Source organism: Caulobacter henricii (genome assembly GCF_001414055.1).
Classification (GTDB): Bacteria; Pseudomonadota; Alphaproteobacteria; order Caulobacterales; family Caulobacteraceae; genus Caulobacter; species Caulobacter henricii.
In genome coordinates this window covers 2,156,881-2,181,432 of the sequence record NZ_CP013002.1, presented here as the reverse complement: position 1 = coordinate 2,181,432, position 24,552 = coordinate 2,156,881, and the positions used below count along the sequence as shown (strand labels likewise).

23 protein-coding genes and 1 pseudogene are annotated in these 24,552 nt (G+C 63.9%); 20 read left to right on the top strand and 4 right to left on the bottom strand.

Annotation, left to right across the window (positions count from 1 at the left end; all coding sequences use genetic code 11):
- Positions 1-31 precede the first annotated feature (31 nt).
- Positions 32-619, top strand: a complete 588-nt coding sequence (gene pyrE, locus AQ619_RS10165) for an orotate phosphoribosyltransferase (protein WP_062146933.1) — start codon at positions 32-34, stop codon at positions 617-619.
- A 15-nt stretch (positions 620-634) separates the two neighbouring features.
- Here pyrE and AQ619_RS10160 read toward each other — a convergent pair whose 3' ends face one another.
- Entirely contained in the window at positions 635-2,254 is a 1,620-nt protein-coding gene (locus AQ619_RS10160) for an amidohydrolase (protein WP_062146931.1), read from the bottom strand.
- Positions 2,255-2,397: 143 nt separating this feature from the next.
- Between AQ619_RS10160 and AQ619_RS10155 the strand changes: the two genes are divergently transcribed.
- The 5 genes from AQ619_RS10155 (at position 2,398) to rnc (ending at position 5,629) form a co-directional block, all read left to right on the top strand.
- Positions 2,398-3,219 (top strand): pyridoxine 5'-phosphate synthase, encoded by an 822-nt coding sequence (locus tag AQ619_RS10155; protein ID WP_084745907.1) that lies wholly within the window; start codon positions 2,398-2,400, stop codon positions 3,217-3,219.
- Positions 3,216-3,608 carry a holo-ACP synthase gene (gene acpS / locus AQ619_RS10150; protein WP_062146929.1) on the top strand — a complete coding sequence of 131 codons (393 nt, stop codon included), beginning with the start codon at positions 3,216-3,218 and terminating at the stop codon, positions 3,606-3,608. The genes AQ619_RS10155 and acpS overlap by 4 nt, the downstream gene beginning before the upstream one ends.
- Before the next feature lie 23 nt (positions 3,609-3,631).
- Positions 3,632-3,925 (top strand): YciI family protein, encoded by a 294-nt coding sequence (locus AQ619_RS10145; protein WP_062146927.1) that lies wholly within the window; start codon positions 3,632-3,634, stop codon positions 3,923-3,925.
- A gap of 132 nt (positions 3,926-4,057) precedes the next feature.
- Positions 4,058-4,912 carry a signal peptidase I gene (lepB, locus tag AQ619_RS10140; RefSeq protein WP_062146924.1) on the top strand — a complete coding sequence of 285 codons (855 nt, stop codon included), beginning with the start codon at positions 4,058-4,060 and terminating at the stop codon, positions 4,910-4,912.
- 15 nt (positions 4,913-4,927) lie between these two features.
- Positions 4,928-5,629 (top strand): ribonuclease III, encoded by a 702-nt coding sequence (rnc, locus tag AQ619_RS10135; RefSeq protein ID WP_062146922.1) that lies wholly within the window; start codon positions 4,928-4,930, stop codon positions 5,627-5,629.
- Between the two features lie 6 nt (positions 5,630-5,635).
- Here the strand turns inward: rnc and AQ619_RS10130 are convergent, their stop codons facing one another.
- Positions 5,636-6,625, bottom strand: a complete 990-nt coding sequence (locus AQ619_RS10130; protein ID WP_236849446.1) for a sodium-dependent bicarbonate transport family permease — start codon at positions 6,623-6,625, stop codon at positions 5,636-5,638.
- A 117-nt stretch (positions 6,626-6,742) separates the two neighbouring features.
- Between AQ619_RS10130 and AQ619_RS10125 the strand changes: the two genes are divergently transcribed.
- From AQ619_RS10125 to AQ619_RS10065, 13 genes and pseudogenes are all read left to right on the top strand, one after another.
- Complete coding sequence (locus tag AQ619_RS10125; RefSeq protein ID WP_062146920.1) at positions 6,743-7,639, top strand: LysR substrate-binding domain-containing protein; 897 nt, start codon at positions 6,743-6,745, stop codon at positions 7,637-7,639.
- Between the two features lie 103 nt (positions 7,640-7,742).
- Positions 7,743-8,708 carry a GTPase Era gene (era, locus tag AQ619_RS10120; protein ID WP_062146918.1) on the top strand — a complete coding sequence of 322 codons (966 nt, stop codon included), beginning with the start codon at positions 7,743-7,745 and terminating at the stop codon, positions 8,706-8,708.
- A gap of 106 nt (positions 8,709-8,814) precedes the next feature.
- The gene (locus AQ619_RS10115) at positions 8,815-9,675 is read left to right on the top strand and encodes an arylamine N-acetyltransferase family protein (RefSeq protein WP_166504337.1); all 861 of its coding nucleotides are present in this window, start codon (positions 8,815-8,817) and stop codon (positions 9,673-9,675) included.
- On the top strand, positions 9,676-10,407 hold the full coding sequence (gene recO / locus AQ619_RS10110; protein WP_062146915.1) for a DNA repair protein RecO: 732 nt from the start codon (positions 9,676-9,678) through the stop codon (positions 10,405-10,407). It begins immediately after the preceding gene.
- 50 nt (positions 10,408-10,457) lie between these two features.
- The gene (locus AQ619_RS10105) at positions 10,458-12,047 is read left to right on the top strand and encodes an alkaline phosphatase D family protein (protein ID WP_062146913.1); all 1,590 of its coding nucleotides are present in this window, start codon (positions 10,458-10,460) and stop codon (positions 12,045-12,047) included.
- Between the two features lie 59 nt (positions 12,048-12,106).
- Positions 12,107-14,383: a DNA topoisomerase IV subunit A gene (parC, locus tag AQ619_RS10100; protein WP_062146911.1), complete on the top strand. Its 2,277-nt coding sequence runs from the start codon at positions 12,107-12,109 to the stop codon at positions 14,381-14,383.
- Entirely contained in the window at positions 14,380-15,717 is a 1,338-nt protein-coding gene (locus AQ619_RS10095; RefSeq protein ID WP_062146909.1) for a serine hydrolase domain-containing protein, read from the top strand. The genes parC and AQ619_RS10095 overlap by 4 nt, the downstream gene beginning before the upstream one ends.
- A gap of 7 nt (positions 15,718-15,724) precedes the next feature.
- Positions 15,725-16,303 (top strand): TMEM175 family protein, encoded by a 579-nt coding sequence (locus AQ619_RS10090; RefSeq protein WP_062146907.1) that lies wholly within the window; start codon positions 15,725-15,727, stop codon positions 16,301-16,303.
- 70 nt (positions 16,304-16,373) lie between these two features.
- Positions 16,374-17,552 carry a saccharopine dehydrogenase family protein gene (locus tag AQ619_RS10085; RefSeq protein ID WP_062146905.1) on the top strand — a complete coding sequence of 393 codons (1,179 nt, stop codon included), beginning with the start codon at positions 16,374-16,376 and terminating at the stop codon, positions 17,550-17,552.
- A 123-nt stretch (positions 17,553-17,675) separates the two neighbouring features.
- Positions 17,676-18,999 (top strand): annotated as a pseudogene (locus AQ619_RS10080) (serine hydrolase domain-containing protein).
- Positions 19,000-19,040: 41 nt separating this feature from the next.
- Entirely contained in the window at positions 19,041-20,003 is a 963-nt protein-coding gene (locus AQ619_RS10075; RefSeq protein ID WP_062146903.1) for a quinone oxidoreductase family protein, read from the top strand.
- A gap of 11 nt (positions 20,004-20,014) precedes the next feature.
- Complete coding sequence (locus tag AQ619_RS10070; protein WP_084745905.1) at positions 20,015-20,947, top strand: NAD(P)H-dependent flavin oxidoreductase; 933 nt, start codon at positions 20,015-20,017, stop codon at positions 20,945-20,947.
- A gap of 11 nt (positions 20,948-20,958) precedes the next feature.
- Complete coding sequence (locus AQ619_RS10065) at positions 20,959-21,726, top strand: SDR family NAD(P)-dependent oxidoreductase (protein ID WP_062146892.1); 768 nt, start codon at positions 20,959-20,961, stop codon at positions 21,724-21,726.
- A gap of 12 nt (positions 21,727-21,738) precedes the next feature.
- Here the strand turns inward: AQ619_RS10065 and AQ619_RS10060 are convergent, their stop codons facing one another.
- Positions 21,739-22,581 carry an arginyltransferase gene (locus tag AQ619_RS10060; protein ID WP_062146890.1) on the bottom strand — a complete coding sequence of 281 codons (843 nt, stop codon included), beginning with the start codon at positions 22,579-22,581 and terminating at the stop codon, positions 21,739-21,741.
- Between the two features lie 101 nt (positions 22,582-22,682).
- The gene (locus AQ619_RS10055; RefSeq protein ID WP_062146888.1) at positions 22,683-23,582 is read right to left on the bottom strand and encodes a flagellar motor protein MotB; all 900 of its coding nucleotides are present in this window, start codon (positions 23,580-23,582) and stop codon (positions 22,683-22,685) included.
- Between the two features lie 54 nt (positions 23,583-23,636).
- On the opposite strand from AQ619_RS10055, the gene AQ619_RS10050 reads away from it, so the two are divergent.
- A complete protein-coding gene (locus tag AQ619_RS10050; protein WP_084745902.1) occupies positions 23,637-24,551 on the top strand; it encodes an NAD(P)-dependent oxidoreductase in 915 nt (304 codons plus the stop codon).
- Position 24,552 lies beyond the last annotated feature (1 nt).

Here is a 24,552-nt window from a genome sequence, read left to right as displayed (position 1 = left end):
GACCCGTCAGGGTGCGGTATAGCCGCCGGCCATGACCAATGATGATGTTCTCGACGAATTTCGAGCTGCTGGTGCCCTCCGCGAAGGCCACTTCGTTCTGTCCTCCGGCCTGCACAGCCCGGTCTTCCTGCAGAAGAACCTGGTGTTCATGCGACCCGAGCGCTGCGAGCGCCTGTGCAAGGCCCTGGCCGAGAAGATCGTCGCCACTGTCGGTCAGCCTGATGTGGCGGTCTCCCCCGCCGTCGGTGGCATCATCCCGGGCTATGAGACTGCACGCCATCTCAACGTCGCCTCGATCTATGTCGAGCGCGAGGGTGGGGGCTTCAAGTTCCGCCGTGGTTTCCACCTCGAACCCGGCCAGAAGGTCGTGATGATTGAGGACATCGTCACCACCGGCCTGTCATCGCGCGAGTGCATCGCCGCGATCCAGGAGGCCGGGGGCGACGTTATCGCGGCGGCCTGCATCGTCGATCGCTCTGGCGGAAAGGTTGATGTCGGTGTGCCGCTGGTCTCGCTGTGCAGCCTGGAAGTGCCGGCCTATCCTGCCGACGCCCTGCCGCCGGAGCTGGCCGCGATCCCCATCGAGGATCCCGGCAGCCGCCGGCTCAAAGCCCAGTAGTCAACAGGCCGCCCCCTATTTGGTAGACGGGGGCGTCAGCTGCTTGACCGGCCATTCGACACCCAGCTGTTCCAGATAGGTCCCGTATTTGCTGGGATCATAATAGAACTTGCTCATCGCCGGCCGGTAAGTGGCCATGATCCCCGCATTGATCTGGGTCTGCGGCCTGTCGGTCGCTGCGAGCATAGGCACGTACTTCTGGTCCTTGGTCTGGACGTCCTTGAAATAGCTGTTGGCTGCGGCGAGCAGCTTGGGCTGGGTCAGGAGATCCAGCGCCGTCATCGCCACAACCTTTGAGCCCGCCGCCACGCCCTTGTGGGCGATCGGCGTGGCCATCGAGATGGCGTTGGCCCAGTGGTGGCCAGGAAGCTCAGGGATGTTTGAGGGATAGTTGATCGTGATGGTCGGCATGATCCACGAGATGTCGCCGATGTCGTCCGAGCCGCCGCTTTCCGGTTTGGGATCGGGCGCAGAAAGGCCTTTCAGCTTGATGTCGAGGCCGGTCTGTTTGGGCGCGCCGATATTGGTCTGAACGGCCTTGGCGAAGGCCTGCTCGTCGGCGGTCCAGACCGGCAGGCCGACGGCCTCGATATTGGCCTGGGCGGCCTCGGCCATCGGCCGGTTGAAGTGGCGAGGCGCAGCCGAGCCGATCACCTGGTGGTCGACCTTGGTATCCGTCATGTCGGCCGCTGCCTGGGCGATCTTGTCGCCGATGGCGTAGTTTTTCTTGATCGCGTCGAACGTCTGCTCACGGAAATAGTACCAGACGCTGGCCTCGGACGGCACGACGTTGGGCTGATCGCCGCCGTCGACGATGACATAGTGCGAGCGCTGTTCGGGCCGCAAATGCTCGCGACGCATGTTCCAGCCGATATTCATCAGCTCCACCGCGTCCAGCGCGCTTCGACCCCGCCAGGGGGCTCCGGCCGAGTGAGCGGACTCGCCATGGAAATTGTATTTCACGGACACGAGGCCCGTGCCCGACGGCTGTCCCCAGGTAGTGGCGAGGTTGGAGCCGACATGGGTGAAAATGGTGGCGTCCACGCCATTGAAGACGCCGTCGCGGACCATGTAGGCCTTGCCGGCCACCAGTTCTTCGGCGACGCCAGGCCAGAGCATCAGGGTCCCGGCAATGTTCTCCTTGATCATGAGATCCTTGAGCGCCAGGGCCGCAACGACGTTCAGGGCTTGGCCGGAATTGTGGCCCTCGCCATGGCCCGGCGCGCCGGGAACGATCGGATCATGCCATGGCACGCCAGGCTTCTGCGAGGCCTTGGGAATGCAGTCTATGTCGCTGCCGAAGGCGATGGTTGGACCGCCCTTGCCGTTCGTCCAGGTCGCGGTCCAGGCCGTGGGGATGCCCGACACGCCGCGCACCACGGTAAAACCGTTCTCCTCCAAGACCCCGGTGATGTACTTCGAGGTCTCGATCTCCTGGAAGCCGAGCTCTCCGAACGAGAAGATCGTGTCGTTCATGACCTGGGACAGCTTGGCCCGCGACTCGACGCCTGCCACCGCCTGAGCTTTGAGCGCCTTGAGCTTGCCGGCCGTAATCGCCGGGGCCGCCAGGGCGGTGTGGGCCGTCGTGCTCAGCAGGAGGGTCAGCGCCAAGGCGCGCGCAGTCTTCAGGATCATTTTGCTTATCCGCCACAGTCTGGGCGACGACTTTCGCCGGTGTGCGGCGGGCTTGTCCATGGCCTAATCAACCGGACGACCAGAACTGTAAGGTCGGTGCTTTTCTGCTCTCCACCCCTTGGGCGGAAGGCGATAGACTATTCATGACGGCCCGCATTCGGCCGCCGATCGCGATCGAGGGCGGTAAGATTCTTAGCGAACATCAGACGAACGTCCGCTTGGGCGTCAATATCGACCACGTGGCGACGATCCGGAACGCGCGCGGATCCAGCTATCCAGAACCTGTCCGTGCTGCTGAGCTGGCCCTGGCCGCCGGAGCCGACGGCATCACCGCCCATCTGAGAGAAGACCGGCGGCATATCTCCGATGCCGACATCGCGGTACTCACCGACCTGTGCCTCAAGCGGGGCAAGCCTCTCAATTTCGAGATGGCCGTCACCGATGAGATGGTCGGGATCGCCCTGCAGGCCCGCCCTCATGCAGCGTGCCTGGTGCCGGAGCGTCGCGAAGAGGTCACGACCGAAGGCGGACTCGATGTCGTGCGAGGCTATGACGCCATCGCCGCCGCAACCGCGCGCCTTCGGCATGCCGGTAGCCGGGTGTCGCTGTTCATCGATGCGGAAGCCGGGCAGATCGAGGCCTCCCACCGTCTGGGTGCCCAGGTGATCGAACTGCATACAGGGGCCTATTGTGATGCGGCGCGCGCGGGCGAGGTCGATCGCGCTGCAGCCATTCTCCGCCGGCTTCAGGATGGCGCGGACCTGGCCGCCAACCTCGGGCTGGAAGTCCACGCCGGACACGGCATCGACTATGCGACCGTCAAGCCGATTGCGGCCATCCCTCAGATTGCCGAGTTGAACATCGGGCATTTCCTGATTGGTGAGGCGATCTTTGTGGGCTTGCCCGAGGCGATCCATCGCATGCGGGCCCTGATGGAAGCCGCTCGCGCGGAACTGGCAGCGTGATCATCGGCATCGGATCCGACCTGTGTGACATCCGGCGGATCGAGAAGTCCCTGGAGCGTTTCGGCGATCGGTTCACGCACAAGGTTTTTACGGAGATCGAGCGAGCGCGTTCAGAGCGCAAGCCGGACCGGGCCAGCAGCTATGCCAAACGTTTCGCGGCCAAGGAGGCCTGTTCAAAGGCCCTGGGCACGGGCCTGAAGAGGGGTGTGCATCTGGCGGGCATGGGCGTGGTCAACCTGCCCTCTGGCAAGCCGACCCTTGCTCTGACAGGCGGTGCTGCGGCGCAGCTTGCCTCGATGGTGCCGGCCGGAATGACGCCCGTCATTCATCTGTCCCTGACAGATGATCATCCCTATGCCCAGGCCTTCGTGATCATCGAGGCCCTTTAGCACCCTGCGAGAGCGACCGTCGGATGAGTGAGTATCTGCTGCTGATGCACGTTGACGCGGTCGATGAGGCCGCAGCGGCTTGGCCGGCCTATCTCGACGGACTCGCCGAGGCCGGGCGTCTCCGCGGTGGAAGCAGCCTCGGCGACGGGGCCTGTTTCCGGAAGGATGGGGCAGTTCGGCCTTCGACTGACCATCTGGCGGGGTTCATCCGGATCGCCGCAGACAGCCTGGAGGACGCGGGGTCGTGTCTCGCGGGCAATCCCGTCTATGAGGCCGGCGGGACCGTAGAAATCCGTCTTCTGCTCGAGGATGAGTAGAGGCCGGCGAGTTGCCCTTTCGCCGCCATGAAGTCGAGTTAACTGCCCTGAAGCTTGCCCGATGCATAAAGCGCGTCTAGCTAAGCCTGTCCGGTCCGCCGGAACCCTTCTGCTCGAGAGTCCAGCGCCCGCATGACCGACGCCGCCGACGAAAACGCGCACCCTGACGAACAGGGCGGCGCGATCAAGGAATTCATCGAGATCGTCAAGACTGTGGCCTATGCCCTGGGCATAGCCTTGGTGCTGCGCGTCCTGCTTTTTCAGCCCTTTACCATCCCGTCCGGGTCGATGGAGCCCAACCTGCTGGAAGGCGATTACATCATCGTCAGCAAGTTCAGCTATGGCTGGAGCAAGCATTCCATCCCGTTCAGCCCGCCGCTGTTCAACGGCAGAATCCTCAACAATGCGCCGAAGCGTGGCGACATCATTGTCTTCAAGTTGCCGCGCGACAATCGCACCGACTACATCAAGCGTCTGATCGGCATGCCGGGCGACAAGGTCCAGGTGCGCGGTGGCGTCGTCACTATCAATGGCAAGCCGCTCGATCAGGCCGCCCGTCAACCGGCCCTGGTCGACATGGGCTATGGCTTCACCCAGCAGGTCCAGCGCTTCGAGGAAACCAATCCTGAAGGCCGCAAGTATCAGACCCAGGACTACGGCCCTGACAGCCGCGGAGACAACACGGGTGTCTATACCGTGCCGGAAGGCTGCTATTTCTTCATGGGCGACAACCGGGACAACTCGGCTGACAGTCGTTTCGATCCGGGCGTTTCGCCGTTCAAGACCGGATCGGGCACTTGCAAGTGGGACTATGAGCTGGACCAATACATTGGTGATGAGATCGGCGTCGGCTTCGTGCCGGCAGAGAACCTTGTCGGCAAGGCCCAGATCATCCTGCTTTCCTGGAACCGCAATGCCGCGCTGTTCAAGCCCTGGACCTGGGTGCTGGACGCCCGTCCGAGCCGCTTCTTCCGCGTCCTGAAGTGATCGAGGCGGACTCCCTTGGTCAAGGATAAGCGGGTCGCTGCCGTCGGCGACCTGGAACGACGGATTGGCCATGCCTTCGCCGATCGCCAGCTTCTGGAACAGGCCCTGACCCATGCGAGCGTGGGGGACGGTTCCAAGAAGACGGCCGACAACGAGGTGCTGGAGTTCATCGGCGACCGCGTCTTGGGCCTGTTGGCCGCGGAAGCTCTGGCCGAGCGTTTTCCGCAGGCCAAGGAAGGCGAGCTGGCACCGCGCCTGAATGCCCTGGTCAGCCGCGAGACCTGCGCTCGGGTCGCCCGGGCTGCCGAGCTTGGCCCGGCCCTGCGCCTGTCGGCCTCATCCAGCAAGATCGGTGGTCGCGAGACCGACTCCATTCTGGCCGGGGGCTGCGAGGCCCTGATGGCGGCCCTGTATCGCGATGGTGGGTTGGAAACGGCACGCCGGGTGTTTCTGGACCTATGGAGCGCAGAGTTTGACCGCGCCGCCCAGGGCAAGCCGCGAGACCCGAAGACCGCCCTGCAGGAGTGGGCGCAGGGCCTGGGCAAGCCGTTGCCGACCTATGCCGTCAAGGATCGAAAAGGTCCTGATCATGCGCCGGTTTTCACGGTTCAGGTCACCGTCGCTGGCCTGGACCCGATCTTCGCCGACGGCCGCTCCCGCCAGGAGGCTGAGAAAGCGGCCGCCAGGGCGCTCCTGGACCGGGAAGGCGCGGCTTAGGCCTGGCTAAAGGCCTGTGAGTTGACCGGCGACCAGCGCGTAGAGCGGTATGCCGATCGTGAGGTTGAACGGAAAGGTCACGCCGAGTGCCAGGGTCAGATAGACGCCGGCATCGGCTTTGGGCAGGGCAAGCCCCATGGCGGCGGGTGCCGCGATATAGGAGGCCGATCCGGCCAGGACGGCCAGCATCGCCAGATCCCCAGGAGCCAGGCCGAGCAAGTGGCCCAAGACGAGGGCCGTGGCAGCGCCGAGCAGTGGAAGCAAGAGTCCCATGGCGACGACAGGTACCGTCAGGGTTCGTGCCGAGGTGAGCTGTCGACCCGCCTTGACGCCCAAATCCAGGAGGAACAGGCACAGCACGCCCTGGAACACAGGTCCCGAGAAGATCGCCAGTCGGGCTCCGCCGGAAGGGCCCGTCAGCAGGCCAATGAGGAAGCTGCCGATCAGCACAACGCTTGCGGCATTGAGCAAAACCTCTTGCAGAAGCTTCGCCACGGGTGCACCGCCATTGGCCTTGCGGTCGGCCAGGGTTGCAATGGCAAGGCTGGTCAGAAGAGCAGGGGTCTCCATCAGGGCCAGGACCGCCGACATATAGCCTCCGGGCGTCAGGCCGGCCTCTGACAGGCAGGCTTGAGCCGCCGCAAAAGTCACGACCGACACGGATCCATAGTGCGCCGCAGTCGCTGCAGCGGTAACAGCGTTCAGACCCGATCGCCGCAGCAGCAGGTATGCTGGCAGCGGCATAAGCGCGCTCAGGGCAACGCCCAGAGCCGCAGCTTTAAGAAAATCGGCATCCAGACCGTGAGTGCGGGCCTCAACGCCCCCCTTGAAGCCGATGCAAAGCATCAGGATCAGGGACAAGGTCTTGGCCGTGTCGCGTGACAGCGCCAGGTCAGAGCGAGCAAATGCAGCCGTCATGCCCAGAGCGAAAAACAGCACGGCCGGCTGCAACAGGTTGCTGCTGGCGGCCGTCAGGGTCTGTCCTAGAATGTCCAAAAGGCGCTCCGCTGATGGGCGCCGTCTTAGCGCGCGGCCGCTCTAACGGAGGAAGTCGCATATTGATTGTTTATTTTTGTCATACATAAAATGATAAAACGTAATGATTGGTAGTCCATGCCGCGGTTGACCAACCTGGACCTCGACTTGGTTCGCGCCTTCCTTGTTGTCTGCGAGCAACGCAGTTTCACGCGGGCGGGTGAGCGCCTGGGGCGATCGCAGTCGGCCATCAGCCTGCAGGTGCGTCGCCTTGAGGAGCAACTGGGCCAGCCGCTACTGTCGCGTGACCCCCGTCATGTGGCCCTGACCGAACAGGGTGAAGCCTTCCTGCCGCAAGCGAGGCGCTTGCTACGCCTGAATGACGAGATTCTTGCCGGCCTGGGCGCTGACGATGTCGAGGGCGAGGTCCGGTTGGGCGCCCCGGAGGATTTCGCCACCCTGCACCTCCCAAAGGTCCTGGGAGCCTTTGCGCGAAGTCATCCCCGGGTGGCTCTGACGGTCACCTGTGATTTGACCCTGAACCTGCTGGACCGGCTTCGCGAAGGTGCTCTGGACATGGCTCTGGTCAAACGAGAACCGCTTGGGCCGGATCTTGGTGTCAGGGTCTGGCGTGAGCCACTGGTCTGGGTCGGGCTGGATGCAGATCTAGTACAGCGGTCCGGGACCCTGCCGCTGGTCGCCGCGCCATCGCCTTGCGTCTATCGAAAGCGCGCCATAGCTGCACTCGACCAGACAGGCCGGGCCTGGCGCGCCACCTACACCAGCCCCTCTCTCGCCGGACAATTGGCCGCCCTGAGGGGCGGCCTGGGTCTGAGCGTCCTGCCGCGGGAGATGGTCCCGGATGACCTTACGATCCTCACGGAAGGCCTTCCGCGCCTGGAGGATGCGGAGGTCGCACTCCTGAAGGCGCGGGGAACGCCACCGGCTGCCGCTGAACGGCTGGCCGACTACATCCTTTCGGCTCTGGATCGGCAGCGCCTGGAGCCGCCGGGCAAGGCGTCGGGTTCTGTTTGAAGCCAGCTAGCCATGGGCTGCCAGGCCGCGACCCGCGCCTCGATGCGGGCAATGACCCAACAGGGGGAGGAATTCCTGCCCTGCTGTGCTACAGGCTCGCCCAATGACTGAAAACAATGCTCAAAATGCCGCCTTGCCGACGCGCGCCGGCTTTGCCGCCATCATCGGCGCTCCCAACGCCGGCAAATCCACCCTGGTCAATCGCATGGTCGGGGCCAAGGTCTCGATCGTCACCCAGAAGGTCCAGACGACGCGCTTTCCCGTGCGCGGTGTCGCCATGCATGGTGCCGCCCAGATCATTCTGGTCGACACCCCCGGCATCTTCAGCCCGCGCCGCCGACTCGATCGCGCCATGGTCCGTTCCGCCTGGAGCGGTTCGGAGGAGGCTGAGGTTACGGTCCACCTCGTTGATGTCCAGGCGGAGCTCGCCTCGAACATCAACAAGGCCACGCCCGCCGAGCACCGCTCGGTGCAGGACGTCCAGACCATCATCGAGGGCCTGAAGTCCGCCAATCGTCAGGTGATCCTGGCCCTGAACAAGATCGACGGCGTCAAGCGTGACACCCTCCTGGCCGTGACCAAGGAACTGTTCGACACGGGGGTCTATTCCGAAGTGTTCATGATCAGCGCCGCCACCGGCGCTGGCGTTGATGATCTGCTGGAACGCCTTGCGGGCCTGATGCCCGAGAGCCCGTGGCTCTATCCCGAAGACCAGACTGCCGATCTGCCGGCTCGTCTGCTGGCCGCCGAGATCACCCGCGAGAAGATCTATCTGCGCGTCCATGAGGAGCTGCCCTACGCCGCGTCGGTGGAAACCACGGCCTTCGAGGAACGCGCCGACGGCAGCGCCCGTATCGAGCAGACCATCTATGTCGAACGCGACGGCCAGCGCGCCATCGTGCTGGGCGCGGGCGGTCAGACTCTGAAATGGATCGGCCAGGCCTCACGCGAGGAGCTGTGCGACATCTTGGATCGCAAGGTGCACCTGTTCCTGCACGTCAAGGTCAAGGAAAACTGGGCCGAAGAGCGGGGCATCTTCAACGACATGGGACTGGACTTCGACGTCTGATGTGGCGGGCCGCGCTCGTTTCGACGGGCGCGGCGCTTGACTTCAGCGTCGTCAGGCTGTCCCTAGGATTGAGAACATACCGGGAATATCGCCCCCAGTGAGCAAGATCGACAACGTCTTTTCATCGACCGTTCCGGCCGTTGACCTCGATGCCTATTTCGCGCGGATCGGCTTTAGCGGCCCGCGAGAGCCGACCTTGGCTGTCTTGCGCGCCATCACCCAGAAGCACCCCGACGCCATACCGTTCGAGAACCTGGACGTGCTGATGGGGCGGGGCGTTTCGATCGATCCTGCGGTCATCGACGCCAAGCTGATTGCCGCCGGGCGTGGCGGCTACTGCTACGAGCAGAACGGACTGCTCAAGCGGGTGCTGACCGCTGTGGGCTTCAAGGTCGAGGGTCTGATGGCCCGGGTGCTTTGGATGGCACCGGTCGGCGCGCCGCCCCGACCCCGCTCGCACATGGTGCTGGGCGTGGATATCGACGGTGAAACCTGGCTGGCCGACGCCGGCTTTGGCGGCTGCGTGCTGACTGCGCCGCTGCGCCTGTTTTCCCACGAGGTTCAGGACAGTCCCAATGGCCAGTTCCGTATCATCGACGCCGGCCAAGACGGCGTGGCCGAGCGGCAGGTTCAGGCCAATCTGTCGGGCAATTGGGCACCGCTCTATCAGGTGGCTCAGGGGGGCTGGGCCGACGTCGACTACGAACAGGTCAACTTCTTTACCTATACCCACCCGTCCTCGCACTTCACCTTCAGCATGACGGTCGGGCGCACGACGCCGACCGCGCGTTTTGCCCTGAAAAACAATCGCCTGACTCATCGTGACCAAACCGGTGCTCTGGTCGAGCAGCGCGACCTTTCGGTGGATGAGCTCGAAATGACCCTGCGCGATGTGATCGGCCTGCCGGTCGAGCCTGATTGGCGGCCGGTGCTGGAGAAGGTCGTGGCTTGGGGGACACCAACCTAGATGGAATGGGAAGACGAGGCTCTGGTTCTTTCCGCTCGTCTTCATGGCGAGACGGGCGCCATCATCGAGCTTCTAACCCTGGAGCGCGGAAAGTTCGCGGCACACGTGGCCGGTGCTGCCTCGCGTCGAATGAAGCCCTTCTTGCAGCCCGGCTCCCGGGTGATCGCCCGATACCGTGCCCGGGCGTCGGAGCAGCTGGGCGCGGCCAGCCTTGAGCCGATGGGCGAGGGCGTGGCGGCGCTGTTTGACGATCCCCTGGCCCTTGCCGGCCTGTCATCGGCCGCCTCATTGGCGGCCGGGGCCTTACCCGAGCGCGAGGCGCACCCTGGGGCCTTTCATGCCCTGGAGGCCCTGATCAACGTGCTGCAGATCCCGGACATCTGGCCCGCAGTCTATGTGCGCTACGAGGCCGGATTGCTGCAGGAACTGGGCTTTGGCCTGGATCTCTCCAAATGCGCGGCGACCGGCTCGTTCGATGACCTTATCTATGTCAGTCCCCGCACCGGCCGTGCCGTCAGCCGCGCGGCTGGTGAGCCCTACAAGGACAAGCTGTTGCCGCTCCCGCCCTTCCTTTTGTCGGCCCAGGGCGGATTGGCGGAAGGCGACGTCAAGGCGGGGCTGGAGATCACCGGTCATTTCCTCGAACAGTTTGTGTTCGGCCCGCTGAACCGGCCACTCCCGCCGACGCGGCAGTGGCTTCTGGACCGCTTGAACGAAGCAGGGCGGCTTTAAGAACCGTCACAATGCCGCGATAACGCCAAGGCCCGTGCAAGGAGTCGTCGATGTCCATCCTGCTTGATCGATATGCTTTGTCCCGCCGACGCGCCCTGGCGACCTTCGGCGGTCTTGCGGCCACCGCGCTGTCGATCCCGCTGCTCAGTGGCCGGGCCTTGGCCCAGCCTGTTTTTCGGATCTACCCTTTCCAGCTCGGTGTCGCCTCTGGTGATCCGCAGCCGGACGGTTTCGTGATCTGGACGCGCCTGGCACCGGAGCCGTTCGAGATTGGCCACGGCATGCCCAGCCAACCGGTGGAGGTATCGTGGGAAGTAGCGACCGATGCCGGCTTCAGAACGATGGTCGCCAAGGGCGTTGCGGTCGCCATGCCCGAACTCGGCCACGCGGTCCATGTCGAGGTCGGCGGCCTGGAGGCGGGGCGTGACTACTGGTACCGTTTCGTGGCCGGCAGGGAACGCAGCCTGACGGGGCGGGCCCGCACGACGCCGGCCCCCGGCGCGACCGTCGATCGGGTCCGCTTCGCTATCGCCGGCTGCCAGCAGTACGAGCAGGGCTATTACACCGCCCACCGCCGCCTGGCCGAGGACAACCCCGACTTCGTATTCTGCTACGGGGACTACATTTATGAAGGTCGCGGCAACCGCGTCTGGAACGGCCCCAGGGGTCCGGTCGAGAATGTTCGCCAGCACTTCGGCGGCGAGATCTACAGCCTCGACGACTATCGCCGCCGCTATGCCCAGTACAAGATGGACGCCGACCTGCAGGCCGCCCACGCCGCTGCACCTTGGTTTGTCGTCTGGGACGACCATGAGATCGACAACAACTGGGTCACTGATCTGGACCAGGACGGCGTTGATCCCAAGGTGTTCAACCTGCGCCGCCAGGCGGCGGTCCAGGCCTATTTCGAAAACATGCCGCTGCGGCCCAGCAGCTTTCCGGTTGGAACCACAATCCAGCTGTACCGCCGCGCCAGCTTCGGCGGCCTGATGGACCTGAACCTGCTCGACACCCGTCAGTTCCGCAGCAACCAGCCCTGCGGCGACAGGTTCGGGACCTGCGCCGAGATCGAGGCCGTCAAGGCCGAGGTGCTTGGCCTGCAGCAGGAGAAATGGCTGGTCGACGGCCTCTCGGCATCAAAGGCGCGCTGGAATGTGCTGGCACAGCAGATCATGGTCATGGACCTTGATCGTGATGCCGGTGCGGGCTCGGCGGTCAATCCGGACTCCTGGGCCGGCTATCGCACCCCGCGCAATCGTCTGCTGAAGCAGATCCGTGATCGAAAGATCGCCAATCCGATCGTGCTGACCGGCGATGAACACCAGAACTATGCCGGCGAGCTGCATCTGGACGGGGCCCATCCCGAGGGCGCGCCGATCGGGACCGAGTTCGTCGTTACCTCGATCTCCTCCAGCGGTGATGGTGTCGACCAGCGCGAGGACATGGCGAAGATACAGGCGGTCAATCCGCAGCTGAAGTTCAACAACGCCCAGCGCGGCTACGCCATCTGTGACGTGACGCCGGAGCGCTGGACGACGGAGTTCAAGGTGCTGGACGCCATCACCCGCCGTGACGGCAAGCTGACCACGCGGGCCAAGCTGGCGGTCGAGGCTGGAAATCCGCGTCTGGCGACCGTCTAGGCCATCGAATCGGGGGAGGGATCTCTGCTAGGGTGCGGTCCCGGTAACGATTCCTCCTCATGAACAAACCTGTCCTTCCCCCCGGCGGTCCTGGCGACGGCGACCGCATCCTTGACGAGCCTCTGACCGAGGCCCTGTCGCGCCGCTATCTGGCCTATGCCCTGTCGACGATCAGTTCGCGGGCCCTGCCGGACGTGCGCGATGGGCTGAAGCCCGTTCACCGTCGCGTGCTTTACGCGATGAACAACATGCGTCTGAACCCCGAGGCCGCCGCCCGCAAGTGCGCCAAGGTGGTGGGCGAGGTCATGGGTAACTTCCACCCGCACGGCGACCAGTCGATCTATGACGCCTTGGTGCGTCTGGCTCAGGACTTCGCCCAGCGCATCCCGCTGGTCGAAGGTCAGGGCAATTTCGGCAATATCGACGGCGATAACGCCGCCGCCATGCGCTACACGGAATGCCGGATGACCACGGCGGCGACTCTGCTGCTGGACGGCATTGACGAGGACGCGGTCGATTTCCGGCCCACCTATGACGGTCAGGATGAGGAACCGGTGGTTCTGCCGTCGGGTTTCCCCAACCTGCTGGCCAACGGCTCGTCGGGTATCGCGGTCGGCATGGCCACCTCGATCCCGCCGCACAACGCCGCCGAGCTGATCGACGGCTGCCTGCTGCTGTTGAGCCGCCCGGAAGCGACGACCGCCGACTTGCTGGAGCGCATTCCAGGTCCCGACTTCCCGACCGGCGGCGTCATTGTCGAGCCACGCGATTCCCTGCTCGAAACCTACGAGACCGGCCGTGGCGGCGTTCGCGTGCGGGCCAAGTGGGAGAAGGAAGACACCGGTCGCGGCACCTACCAGATCGTCGTCACCGAAATCCCTTACCAGGTGAAGAAGTCGGATCTGGTCGAACAACTGGCCGATCTGATCGAGAGCAAGAAGGCGGCCCTGCTGGGCGACGTTCGCGACGAGAGCGCCGAGGACATTCGTCTTGTCCTTGAGCCCAAGTCCAAGAACGTCGAACCCGAAGTTCTGATGGAGAGCCTGTTCAAGCTCTCGGCACTCGAGAGCCGCTTCCCGGTCAATATGAACGTGCTGGACGCGCGCGGCACCCCGGGTGTGATGGGACTCAAGCAGGCCCTGATGGCCTTCCTGACTCACCGACGCGAGGTGCTGACCCGCCGGGCCAAGCACCGCCTCGCCAAGATCGAAGCCCGTCTGCACATCCTGGACGGCCTGCTGATCGCCTACCTCAATCTGGACGAGGTGATCCGCATCGTCCGCTACGAGGACGAGCCCAAGCAGAAGCTGATCTCGACCTTTGCGCTGTCGGATATCCAGGCCGATGCCATCCTCAACACCCGCCTGCGCCAGTTGGCCAAGCTGGAAGAGATGGAGATCCGCCGCGAACACGCCGAGCTGATGGAAGAGCGCGACGGCATCATGGCCATGCTGGCCAGCGACCAGCTGCAGTGGAAACTGGTCGGCACTGGCCTGCGGGAGGTTCGGGCCACCCTGCTGAAAATCAAGCACCCGCTGGACAAGCCTCGCCAGAACGGGATCCTCGGCCGCTCCATCTTTGCCGAGGCCCCGCTGGTTGACGCTGACGCCGCCATTGAAGCGCTGATCGTCCGTGAACCGATCACCATCATCCTGTCGGACCGGGGCTGGATCCGGGCGGCCAAGGGCAAGATCGAGGATCCGTCCGAACTGAAGTTCAAGGAGGGCGACAAGCTCGGCTTCCTGGTTCCGGCCGAGACCACAGACAAGCTGCTGATCTTCTCGAGTGATGGCCGGTTCTTCACGATCGGTTGTGACAAGCTTCCGAGCGCCCGGGGCCATGGCGAGCCGCTGCGAATGATGATCGAGCTGGACGACAAGGTGAAGATCCTTGACGTCTTCCCGTTCAAGGCCGGCCGCAAACGCATTCTGGCCTCGAAGCTCGGCTATGGCTTCCTGATGCCCGAGGAAGAAGCGCTCGCCAATCGCAAGGCCGGCAAGCAGGTCCTGACCGTCGACGCTGCCGGCGCGGCCTTTTGCCTGGAAGCCGTCGGCGATCAGCTGGGCGTGATCGGCGACAACGGCAAGATCCTGATCTTCCCGCTGGAAGAGCTGCCGGAAATGCCGCGCGGCAAGGGTGTGAAGCTGCAGGCCTATCGCGAGGGCGGCCTGCGCGACGCTCTGTCCTTCAACGCTGAGACCGGCGGTTACTGGATCGACTCCGCCGGCCGTCGCCGCGACTGGACCGACTGGCAGGCTTTTGTTGGCCGCCGGGCCAGCGCTGGCAAGTTGGCGCCCAAGGGGTTCCCGACCTCCAAGCGGTTCAAACCGAAATGACCGGCGGCAAGCTGAAGCGGAAGGCGATCGGATTTGTCGCCGGCCTGCTCGGCTGCGCCGCCGCTGTCGGCGGGGCCGCTGCCGCGCCTTTGCCGATCGTAAAGCCCGAGACGGTCGGCTTTTCGTCCATCAAGCTCAAGAAGCTGGACGACGCCATGCAGGCCATGGTCGACACCGGTCAGGTTGCCGGAGCCGTCACCCTGCTGGCGCGTCATGGCAAGGTCATCCAGGCTTCCAGCTTCGGCAAGCGCGGCCTGGAATCGGGCGACTCCATGCCGGTCGATGCGATCTTCCGCATTCGATCTGAAACCAAGCCGGTCACCGGCGTCGCGATGATGATCCTCTATGAAGAGGGTAAGTGGAAGCTGGATGACCCGGTCAGCCAGTATGTTCCTGAATTCGCCAATCTGCGGGTGGCCAAGATGGACGCCGAGGGGCGGGCGGTCCTGACACCGATCTCGCGGCCGCCGACCATGCGCGAACTGATGACCCACACTGCTGGGTTCGCCTATGGCATTGCCGATGATCCCTCCAGTCCGGCCGATCAGGCCTATTTCCGCGCCTCGGTGCTGCAGTCAGAGTCGCTAGATCAACTGGTCCGCAAGGTTTCCGACCTGCCCATGTTCGCCGAGCCCGGCAGCTTGTGGCGCTACAGCGTCGCTGCGGACATCCAAGGCTATATTGTTGAAAAGCTTTCCGGCCAGACCCTTCCCGCGTTCATGCAGCAGCGCATTTTTGCGCCCTTGGGCATGAACGACACGGCTTTCTACGTTCCTGCGGAGAAGCTCGACCGTTTGGCTGCCCTCTACGATGCCGACGCGACGGGCAAGCTCACGCCAGCCATTGAGGGGGCGTGGCGCGATGTGACCAAAATGCCAGCGGCACCTTCCGGCGGGGGCGGGCTGGTCTCGACGGCTTATGATTTCGCCCGGTTCTCCCAGATGATCCTGAACGGCGGAGAGTTGGACGGGACCCGCATCCTTCAGCCCGAGACCGTCGCCCTGATGCGGCTCAATCATCTGCCGCCCAGTTTCACCGTGACGACCAATGGTACGACCGGCGTTCTCCATCCCTCCCAGAAGCCGTTCCCGTTTGCCGCCGGCATGGGCTATGGCCTGGATGTCGCCGTGGCGGTCGACCCTGCGGCGTCAGGCGCGCCGGTCGGACCTGGTACCATCAGCTGGGGCGGCAGCGCCGGCACATGGTTCTGGATAGATCCGACGAACGATCTCTTCTTCATCGGCATGATTCAGCGGTTGGGCGGTGTTGGTCCGGGTCTGGACGCCACAACCCGAACGCTGGTCTATCAGGCTCTGGAACAGCCAGACCAATAGGGCGGACATGGGCAAGGGACGGTTTGAAGCCTTTAGTGATGGCGTTCTGGCCATCATCATCACCATCATGGTGCTGGAGCTCAAGGTTCCCCACGGTGCCGAACTGGCGGTGCTCAAGCCACTGGTCCCGGTGTTTCTCAGCTATGTGCTGAGTTTCATCTATGTCGGCATCTACTGGAACAATCACCATCACATGCTGCATGCAGTGACCTCGGTCACCGGCCCGATCCTGTGGGCCAATCTGCACCTGCTGTTCTGGCTGTCGCTGGTGCCGTTCGTCACCGCCTGGATGGGCGAGAACCATTTCGCGTCCATTCCTGTAGCGCTTTACGGCGGCGTGATGCTGATGTGCGCCCTGGCCTTCATGCTGCTGGCCCGACTGCTGACCAGGCACGAGGGCGCGGAGTCGAAACTCGCCCTGGCCTTTGGCAAGGACTACAAGAGCAAGCTGTCCTTGGCGCTCTACGTCGCAGGGATCGGCCTGGCCTTCGTCAATTCCTGGGTGGCTGTCGGCTGCTATGTGGCTGTGGCGGTGATCTGGTTCGTGCCGGACCGCCGCATCGAACGCGTGCTGAAGGCCGACTAGTTCAAACACATGTTTGCATGATGGTGTGGACCCAGTCATGCTCCTCACCAAAGACATTTGGGAGGGGTGCATGAACCCGGCAGCAGACTTCGACATCATCGTTTACGGCGCGAGCGGCTTCACCGGCCGGCTTGTGGCTGAGTATCTGGCCCGGCAGTATGGAGTCGGCGGCAAGATCAGCTGGGCCATGGCAGGGCGGAGCCTCGAAAAGCTGGCTGCGGTCCGTGACGAGATCGGCGCGCCGGCCGATACGCCCCTGGTCGTGGCGAACGCTGATGATCCCGCTTCGGTGGACGCCATGGTTCGTCGGACCAAGGCTGTCCTGACCACGGTCGGTCCCTATCAGCTCTATGGCTCGGCCCTGGTCGCGGCCTGTGCTGCAGCCGGCACCGACTATCTGGATCTCTGTGGCGAGCCGGCCTGGATGCGCCAGATGATTGACGCCCATGAGGCGACGGCGAAGAAGACCGGTGCCCGGATCGTCTTCTCGTGCGGCTTCGACTCCATCCCCTTCGAACTGGGCGTCTGGTTCCTGCAGCAGGAGGCCGGCAAGACCCTGGGCGGTCCGGTCCCACGCGTGAAGGGTCGGGTGCGGGGCATGAAGGGCGGCTTCTCGGGCGGTACTGCGGCCAGCCTGAAGGCAACCATGGCCGCCGCTGCGCGCGATCCTGCGCTGGTGGCCCTGCTCAAGAACCCGTTCGCCCTGGTTCCCGGCTTCGAAGGGCCGGCCCAGCCGTCAGGCAACAAGCCCATGCTGGACGAGGATCTGGGCGTATGGGCTGCGCCCTTCGTGATGGCGGCGATCAATACCCGCAATGTCCACCGCTCAAACGCCCTGCTGGGCCAGGCCTATGGTGCCGACTTCGTCTATGACGAGATGATGCTGACCGGGCCCGGCGAACAGGGCGAACAGATCGCCCAGATGATCGCGGCCTCAGGCGGGGGGCTCGGTGGCGAAGGTGGCCCCAAGCCCGGCGAAGGGCCCAGCAAGGAAGAGCGCGAGACCGGGTTCTATGACGTGCTGTTCCTGGGCATTGCCGCAGACGGCCGGCAGGTCCGGGCCAGCGTCAAGGGCGACAAGGATCCCGGCTACGGCTCGACATCGAAGATGATCGCCGAGTCGGCCATCTGCCTGGTGACCGAGGCAACCGAGGTTGCCGGCGGGATCTGGACCCCCGGTGCGGCCCTGCAGGGCAGGCTGGTTTCCCGACTGCAGGCTTATGCGGGCCTGACGTTCGCGGTCGAGTAGCGGCATTGGCCTGCTCCCCGACCTTGTCGGCGAGCAGGCTTTGCAGACCTAGAAAAACTGGCTGCGCAACCGCAGCAATTCACCTTAAGGTCGCTTCAAACAAGTGTTCGAGGAATGCGCAGGATGACTTTGGGTCGGCTGTTCGGGACTGCTGTTGCGGTCGGTTTTCTGGCGCTCGCCGCGCCGCTGCAGGCAGCTCCAAAGAGTGGCCCGGCTGTCACCCTTGGCAGCGCATCGCCAGAAAGTGTCGGCTTTTCCAGTGAGCGGCTGAAGCGTCTCGACGCCAGCATGCAGGCGCTCGTGGATCAGGGCCATCTGCCCGGCGTCACGACCATGGTGGTTCGACACGGCAAGGTCGTTGCCTTCCAAGTCCATGGCAAGAAGGGCTTCGAAGGCCCGCCCATGACCCAGGACACGATCTTCCGGATCTATTCCCAGACCAAGCCGGTGACCGGCGTGGCCATGATGATGCTGTACGAAGAGGGCAAGTGGCGCCTCGACGACCCGGTCAGCAAATACATCCCCGAATTCGCCAATCTGCGTGTCTACAAGGGGCAGAATCCGGACGGGACCTTCATCACCGAAGCGGCCAATCGCCCTCCGACGATGCGCGAAATCATGAGTCACGCCGGCGGGTTCGCCTACGGGCTTGTCCCCGATAACCCTGTCGACAAGGCCTATGTCTCGACGGGCGTTCTGGGCAGCAAGACAGGCCAGGAGTTCATCGAGAAGATCGCGGCCCTGCCGCTCATCGGCCAACCCGGCGCGCAGTGGAAGTACAGTGCTTCGGTCGATATCCAGGGCTATCTGGTCGAAAAGCTGTCGGGCCTGACCCTGGCCGACTTCATGCGGACGCGCATCTTCGAACCCCTGAAGATGGTCGATACCGGATTCTATCTGCCGGCCGAGAAGGCCGATCGAATGGCCTCGCTCTATGTCTGGGCTCCCAAGGCTCAGAAGCTGGTCCCGGCTGAAGGGTTCATGGTCCTGGACATCAGCAAGCCGCCCGTTGTGGCTTCGGGAGGCGGGGGGCTTGGTTTCGACCAGTGCTGACTATGCGCGCTTCTCGCAGATGATCCTGAACGGCGGTGAGCTGGACGGTGCGCGCATTCTGTCGCCCAGCACCATCAAGCTGATGGGTTCGAACCATCTGAACGACGACATCATGACGGGCAAGGAGGGCTCGTTCACAAACGGTCGTGGCCAGGGGTTTGGTCTGGATTTCATGGTCATTACCGATCCTGCCAAGGCCGGCACACCGGCAGGCGAGGGGACGATCAGCTGGGGAGGCGCGGCCGGCACCTGGTTCTGGATCGACCCGAAGAATGACCTCTTCTTCCTCGGCATGATCCATATCCTCAACAAGGACGGTAACCCGGCCCTGCGCAATCTCGATGATATCAGCCAGCAGCTTGTCTATTCGGCTTTGGTCAAGCCGTCAAAATAACTGAATTAAAACAATAAAAAGATGGTTGGGGAGTGAGCGCCATGAAGGCTGCCGTCTATTACGAAACCGGTTCGCCGGACGTACTGCGCTATGAGGATGTCGCCGATCCGGCCTGCCATGCTTCTGGCGTGGTGATCCGGGTTGAAGCCGTCAGCATCGAAGGGGGCGACACCCTCAATCGTGGCGGCGGTCAGATGGCGGGTAGCCCGCATATCGTGGGCTACCAGGCGGCCGGCGAGATCGTCGAGGTCGGCGCTGGCGTCACTCACCTGAAGGTCGGCCAGAAAGTCGTGACCGTGAACGCCTTTGGCTCGCACGCCGAACTGCGCTCGGTTCCGGCCCGTAACGCTTGGCCGATCCCGGATGGCTTCGACATTCTCAAGGCCTCGGCCATTCCGGTGCCGTTCGGCACGGCCCATGAGTGCCTGTTTGGTCACGGCCAGTTGAAGGCCGGCGAGACCGTGATGATCCAGGCCGGGGCGAGCGCCCTTGGCATTGCCGCCATCCAGCTGGCCAAGCGGGCCGGGGCGACAGTGCTGGCCACTGCCTCCAGCGACGCGCGGCTCGAGCGCCTGAAGGCCTTTGGCCTCGACAATGGGATCAATTACAGCCGCGACGACACGGTCGAGCAGGTGATGAAGCTCACGGGCGGCAAAGGCGTCGACCTGGTGGTTGATCCGGTGGGCGGAGCGACCCTGCAAGCCAGCCTGGGATCGCTGGGCTATCGCGGCCGGGTTTCGCTGGTCGGCAATGCCGGGCGCGAGCCCATGATGGTGGATGTCTCATCTTTGATGGGTGGCAACCGGCGGCTTTCGGGCGTTTTCCTGGGCGCCGAGATCATGACCGACCGCGTCCACGACATGATCCAGACCCTGATCGATGAAGCCTCGCGCGGTGAACTGCAGGTGATCATCGACAAGACCTTCCCGCTTTCGGAAGCCGCCGCCGCCCACGCCTATATCGAGAGCCGCCAGGCCGTGGGCCGGGTGCTGCTGATCCCATGAGCGAGACGACAATGAACCGCGTTCTGGCCCATACGGGTGCAAGATATCCCATCGTTCAGGCTCCGATGGGCTGGATCGCCCGCTATCCCCTGGCTTCGGCGGTGTCGCGGGCCGGCGGGCTGGGGATCATCGAGACCTCGTCCGGCGAGACCGAAACCTGCAAGGCCGAGATCCGCAAGATGGCCGAGGCGGGCCTGCCGTTCGGCGTGAATCTGCCCATCATGTTCCTGCGCGACGACTCGATGCTGAAGTTCGTCTGCGAGAGCGGGGTCAAGTTCGTCACTACCTCGGCGGGCAGCCCGGCCAAGTTCATCGGCCCGCTGAAGGACGCCGGCATCGTCGTCTATCACGCCGTGCCGACGGTGGACGCGGCAGTCAAATGCGCCGAAGCGGGCATCGACGGCCTGGTGGTCGAAGGCGCTGAGGGCGGTGGCTTCAAGAACCCCGAAGAAGTCTCGACCCTGGTGTTGCTGCAGGCCATTCGGGCCCGTGTTGATGTTCCCCTGATCGCGGCCGGCGGAATCTGCGATGGCCGCGGCATGGCGGCCGCCTTCGCCCTGGGGGCCGAAGCGATTCAGATGGGCACCCGGTTCGTAAGCTCCGCCGAAAGCCCGGTGCACGAGAACTACAAGGCCGCCATCACGGGCAGCAAGGAGACCGGCACCTGGATCCTCAACAAGAAGTCCAGTCCGTGCATTCGCGCCCTGAAATCTGAGCGCACCAAGACCATCCATGACGAAGGCCTGATGCCACCGGACGCCTTGAAGGGCATCCTGGGGGTCTATTTTGGCGGCGACATGGAAGCGGCCCCCGCCTTGGCGGGCCAAACCGTCGGCCTGATCGATGAGGTCAAGACGGCCAAGCAGATCATCGACGAAACCGTGAGCCAGTTTCACGACATCACCGGGCGTCTCGGCGCGCTGGCCGCTAAGCGCGGCTTCTGAAGGACCTGACCATGCAAAACCTTTTCTCGCTCGAAGGCCGCGTTGCGGTCGTGACCGGCGGCTCGCGCGGTATCGGCGCGATGATCGCCAAGGGCTTCCTGACCTATGGTGCCAAGCGGGTCTATATCACTGCCCGCAAGGCCGCTGCCTGCGACGCCGCCGCTGAAGACCTGAGCCAATACGGCGAATGCGTCTCGCTGCCGGGCGATATCTCGACCATGGAAGGCATTGAAGGCCTGGCGTCGCGGATCAGGGAACGCGAGGACAAGCTCGACATTCTGGTCAATAACGCCGGTGCGGCCTGGGGCGCGGCCTTCGACGAGTTTCCGGAAAGCGGCTGGGACAAGACGGTCGACCTGAACATGAAGACCCCGTTCTTCCTGACCCAGGCTCTGATCGCTCCGCTACGCGCTGCCGCCCAGGACCGGGTGGCCAAGGTGATCAATATCTGCTCCATCGACGGCCAGTCAGTGACCCGGGACGAGACCTATCCCTACGGGGCGTCCAAGGCGGGTCTGTTGCACATGACCAAGCGCATGGCCCTGCGCCTGGCTGCCGACAATATTGCGGTGTCGGCCATCGCGCCTGGTGCCTTCGCCTCGGACATGAACAAGGTCGCTCGCGACCATGCCGACGCGGTGGCCAAGGCCATTCCCGCTGGCCGTATCGGCTCAGAAGAAGACATGGCCGGCGCAGCCATCTATCTGGCCTCGCGCGCGGGGGACTATGTGATGGGCGGCGCTGTTACGGTTGATGGCGGAGTCAGCTTTGCCCGCTAGTGATTGAGCGCTCTAGATTTCCTGCAGGATGGCGGGCTGGGCATCGCTCATGTTCAGCTCGTCATCACCGGCGTCGCGCAACAGAGTCATGGAGCGCGGCGAGCGGGCACCGCGTTCGCGGGCGGACATCAGGGCCCAGCCACCGGGCTTGAGGATCTCAAGAGGCGAGAAGCGGGCCTTGTAGGCCATCTTCTCGCTGCCCGGGACCCAGTAGCCCAGATAGACATAGGGCAAGGCCGACTGCTGAGCCTGGACCAGATGATCCAGAATGATGAACGATCCCAGGCTTCGTTTTATGAGGTCCGGATCGTAGAAGCTGTAGACCAGCGATAGGCCGTCCGCGAGCACGTCGACCAAGACGCATGCGATCAGGTCGCCGGGTCCGCGGTCTTGTGACTTGCGACGATACTCGATCAGATGGGTTCGGACCGCCGTGTCCTCGACCATGGCCACATAGTCGGGCCAGGTCATTTCAGCCATGCCGCCGGCGGCATGTCGGGTCAGGAGGTACCGCCGGAGCAGCTCGAACTGTTCCAGGGTCGCTTCAGACTCGACCAGGTGGCGTTCCAGATCGCCATTGCGGGCGAGTACCCGCCGCTCTGACCGGGAGAAGACGTAGTCCCCAGCCGGTGCACGAGCGGATTGACAGGCGCGGCAGGTTTCGCAGGCGGGCCGGTAGGCGATGTTCTGCGACCGACGAAAGCCGACCTGGGTCAGACTGTCATTGACGGTGGGTCCATCCGAGAGAGGGAGGTGCGCAAACACCTTGCGTTCTTCCCGGCCCGGCAGATAGGGGCAGGGGGTCGGAGCCGTGAGGAAGAACCGAAGCTGTCGCGTCGGAAAATGCTGCGTCACGGAAGCGTCCGTCCCCTTTTCAGCGGCTCTTAGCCGTCAGATGATTAGGGGGCGCCGCGAGCGCTTGTGCAAGCGTCGCGAGCCTCGTGAGCGGCATACGGTCACAACCCATCGGGCAGAACCGGCTTTTCACGGAGCAGGACGATCGAGATCCGCCTGTTGCCGGCCAGGGTGGGGTCGTCCGCATAGAGCGGCTCGGAATTGGCCTTGCCGGAGACCTGATAGATCCGGTCGTCATTGACCCCGGCATTGCGGAGCACCAAGCGAGCGGCGTCGGCGCGGGTGGCCGAGAGCGACCAGTCGCTGTCGCTCTTTCTCCCCAGCGCATTGGCACTCGTGTGGCCCGAGACCGTAACCCGGTTGGGCAGCTGGGTGATGATCTTGGCGACGGCGCGCAGCAGGATCTTGGCGCGGTCATTGGGCTCCTTCGAGTTCTCCTTGAACATCGAGCGGCCTTCCTGGTCGATCAGCTGAATGCGTAGGCCTTCAGGGGTCTGGTCGATCATGATCTGTTTGGACAGTTCGGCCAGTTCCGGCATTTCCTGCAGGGATTGACGCAGGGACTGTGCCGCCGAGGCGAAACTGTCCTGTTCCTTCTTGGCCAGGGCATCGCGGAGCGCTTCCTCGCTGGCGGAGTCGAGGCTGGCGGTCGTTGAGCTCTGCCCATCCTTGTTGGTGTGGTCAGGGGCTTCCGGTGCCATTTGCTCGACGACCGACATCTTGCCATCGGCCTTGGCCCCGTCATCGCCGAGCGATGTGCCACCAAGAATGCCGCCCGATCCGCTGGTCGTGGACGAGATGCTGGCCGGGGCAAAGTAGTCGGCGATGCCTTGCTTCTGCTCCGGGCTGGTGGAGTTGAGCAGCCACATCAGCAGGAAGAAGGCCATCATGGCGGTCACGAAGTCGGCGTAGGCGACTTTCCATGCGCCGCCATGGTGGCCGCCGCCGACCACCTTCTTGACCTTCTTGATGACAATAGGCGCTTCGCCGCTGACGGCCATCGTGCTTAAGCCTGCTTAACCCTGTTCCACGGAAGTTGCCCTGCGGACGTTAAGATGGGGTTGCGAAGCGGGCGTGAGCAGGTGAAATCGCAGGGTCTTCGGGGAGTGCTTGGTATGAAAACGGCGTTTATCGGCCTTGGCGTGATGGGCTACCCCATGGCGGGTCATCTCAAGGCTGCCGGGCACGAGGTCAGCGTCTTCAATCGCAGTCCTGACAAGGCGAATCGCTGGGCGGCCGAACATGGCGGCGCGGCCTTCGAAACGGTCGAGGACGCTGTCGAAGGCTGTGAACTGGTCGTGCTCTGCGTCGGCAACGATGATGATGTGCGTGGCGTCATGGCGCGAGCTCTGCCCGGCCTGCAGAAGGGCTCAGTGATCGTCGACCACACCACGACATCCGCAACGGTCGCGCGCGACATGGCGGAACTGGCCAGGCAATCGGGCTGTTTCTTCATTGATGCGCCGGTGTCGGGAGGACAGGCGGGTGCAGTGAATGGGCAGCTGACCATCATGGCCGGCGGTGACGCCGATGCGTACGCTCGCATCGAACCGGTTATCGCAGCCTATGCCAAGGCCTGCCGGCGCATGGGCGAGGTGGGCTCCGGGCAGTTGACCAAGATGTGCAACCAGATCGCTATCGCCGGCTTGGTCCAGGGTGTGGCCGAAGCCCTGCATTTCGCCAAGCGCGCGGGGCTGCCGACCGACGACGTCCTCGCAGCCATCTCCAAGGGGGCTGCCCAGTCCTGGCAGATGGAAAACCGCTGGGCGACCATGGCCGAGGGCAGGTTCGACTTTGGCTTTGCCGTCGACTGGATGCGCAAGGATCTGGGGATTGCCCTGGCCGAAGCGCACCGCAATGGTGCCAAGCTTGAGGGCACCGCCATGATCGACCAGTTCTATGCCGAGATCCAGGCCATGGGTGGCAACCGCTGGGATACATCCAGTCTCGTGGCAAGACTGGAGCCATAGT

Bases quoted from the DNA above. Each gene is read 5' to 3' on its own strand.
- pyrE (WP_062146933.1), top strand. From the start codon at position 32: ATGACCAATGATGATGTTCTCGACGAATTTCGAGCTGCTGGTGCCCTC.
- AQ619_RS10160 (WP_062146931.1), bottom strand. From the start codon at position 2,254: ATGATCCTGAAGACTGCGCGCGCCTTGGCGCTGACCCTCCTGCTGAGC.
- AQ619_RS10155 (WP_084745907.1), top strand. From the start codon at position 2,398: ATGACGGCCCGCATTCGGCCGCCGATCGCGATCGAGGGCGGTAAGATT.
- AQ619_RS10145 (WP_062146927.1), top strand. From the start codon at position 3,632: ATGAGTGAGTATCTGCTGCTGATGCACGTTGACGCGGTCGATGAGGCC.
- lepB (WP_062146924.1), top strand. From the start codon at position 4,058: ATGACCGACGCCGCCGACGAAAACGCGCACCCTGACGAACAGGGCGGC.
- AQ619_RS10125 (WP_062146920.1), top strand. From the start codon at position 6,743: ATGCCGCGGTTGACCAACCTGGACCTCGACTTGGTTCGCGCCTTCCTT.
- era (WP_062146918.1), top strand. From the start codon at position 7,743: ATGACTGAAAACAATGCTCAAAATGCCGCCTTGCCGACGCGCGCCGGC.
- recO (WP_062146915.1), top strand. From the start codon at position 9,676: ATGGAATGGGAAGACGAGGCTCTGGTTCTTTCCGCTCGTCTTCATGGC.
- AQ619_RS10105 (WP_062146913.1), top strand. From the start codon at position 10,458: ATGTCCATCCTGCTTGATCGATATGCTTTGTCCCGCCGACGCGCCCTG.
- parC (WP_062146911.1), top strand. From the start codon at position 12,107: ATGAACAAACCTGTCCTTCCCCCCGGCGGTCCTGGCGACGGCGACCGC.
- AQ619_RS10095 (WP_062146909.1), top strand. From the start codon at position 14,380: ATGACCGGCGGCAAGCTGAAGCGGAAGGCGATCGGATTTGTCGCCGGC.
- AQ619_RS10090 (WP_062146907.1), top strand. From the start codon at position 15,725: ATGGGCAAGGGACGGTTTGAAGCCTTTAGTGATGGCGTTCTGGCCATC.
- AQ619_RS10085 (WP_062146905.1), top strand. From the start codon at position 16,374: ATGAACCCGGCAGCAGACTTCGACATCATCGTTTACGGCGCGAGCGGC.
- AQ619_RS10075 (WP_062146903.1), top strand. From the start codon at position 19,041: ATGAAGGCTGCCGTCTATTACGAAACCGGTTCGCCGGACGTACTGCGC.
- AQ619_RS10070 (WP_084745905.1), top strand. From the start codon at position 20,015: ATGAACCGCGTTCTGGCCCATACGGGTGCAAGATATCCCATCGTTCAG.
- AQ619_RS10065 (WP_062146892.1), top strand. From the start codon at position 20,959: ATGCAAAACCTTTTCTCGCTCGAAGGCCGCGTTGCGGTCGTGACCGGC.
- AQ619_RS10055 (WP_062146888.1), bottom strand. From the start codon at position 23,582: ATGGCCGTCAGCGGCGAAGCGCCTATTGTCATCAAGAAGGTCAAGAAG.
- AQ619_RS10050 (WP_084745902.1), top strand. From the start codon at position 23,637: ATGGGGTTGCGAAGCGGGCGTGAGCAGGTGAAATCGCAGGGTCTTCGG.